The organism is Vibrio sp. 1288 (assembly GCF_033344475.1).
In genome coordinates this window covers 1-567 of the sequence record NZ_JAWPOX010000916.1, presented here as the reverse complement: position 1 = coordinate 567, position 567 = coordinate 1, and the positions used below count along the sequence as shown (strand labels likewise).

Here is a 567-nt window from a genome sequence, read left to right as displayed (position 1 = left end):
CGTTCACTGCTGTTTCGTACATTGTTATGCTGCTTTGTATTTTGCTCCGCAAGAATGGCTTTCACGTCCGTTGGCAGCGCAACCAACTGGGCTAGCTCTTGCTCAGGAATATCCGCGACGACGTCACCCGTTCTCAAACCTTCAATGACATTGATTTCTTGTTCGCTCAGAGGTTTGCCTTGCGCCAACTTGGTATCAATAACTTCCAGCTCATCAATTGAAACCAGCTGAACCGCCTTACCTTCAAAGCCGACCGTCGCAGGGTCAAGTGACACCGAACCATCCAATGCACCTGAGGTGTTCGCCTGAGCTTGTTGCATTGCTGAAGCATCCATTACAGGAGGCGCAGTCAGGTTTTGCCATTCAGTTGATTGAGATTGTAGCTTCTCAATATCAATCGGCTTTCCATTGGCATCTAAGATTGGTTCCAGTTGCTGCTCGGCCGCCAAATTCACTTGCTCAACAGAAGGCGTCGATTGCAACGCTGCTAGCGCTTTTGCGTCATCTGTTTCGACCAGTTTCGACACTGGAGCAGAGAAAGAGGTTGCTTGCGTCGTCTGTAGAGGC

Annotated in this window: 1 pseudogene; it reads right to left on the bottom strand. The window is 49.7% G+C overall.

Annotated features, from left to right (window positions below):
• Positions 1 to 567: pseudogene (locus R8O11_RS30075) on the bottom strand (flagellar hook-length control protein FliK); the annotation flags it as partial.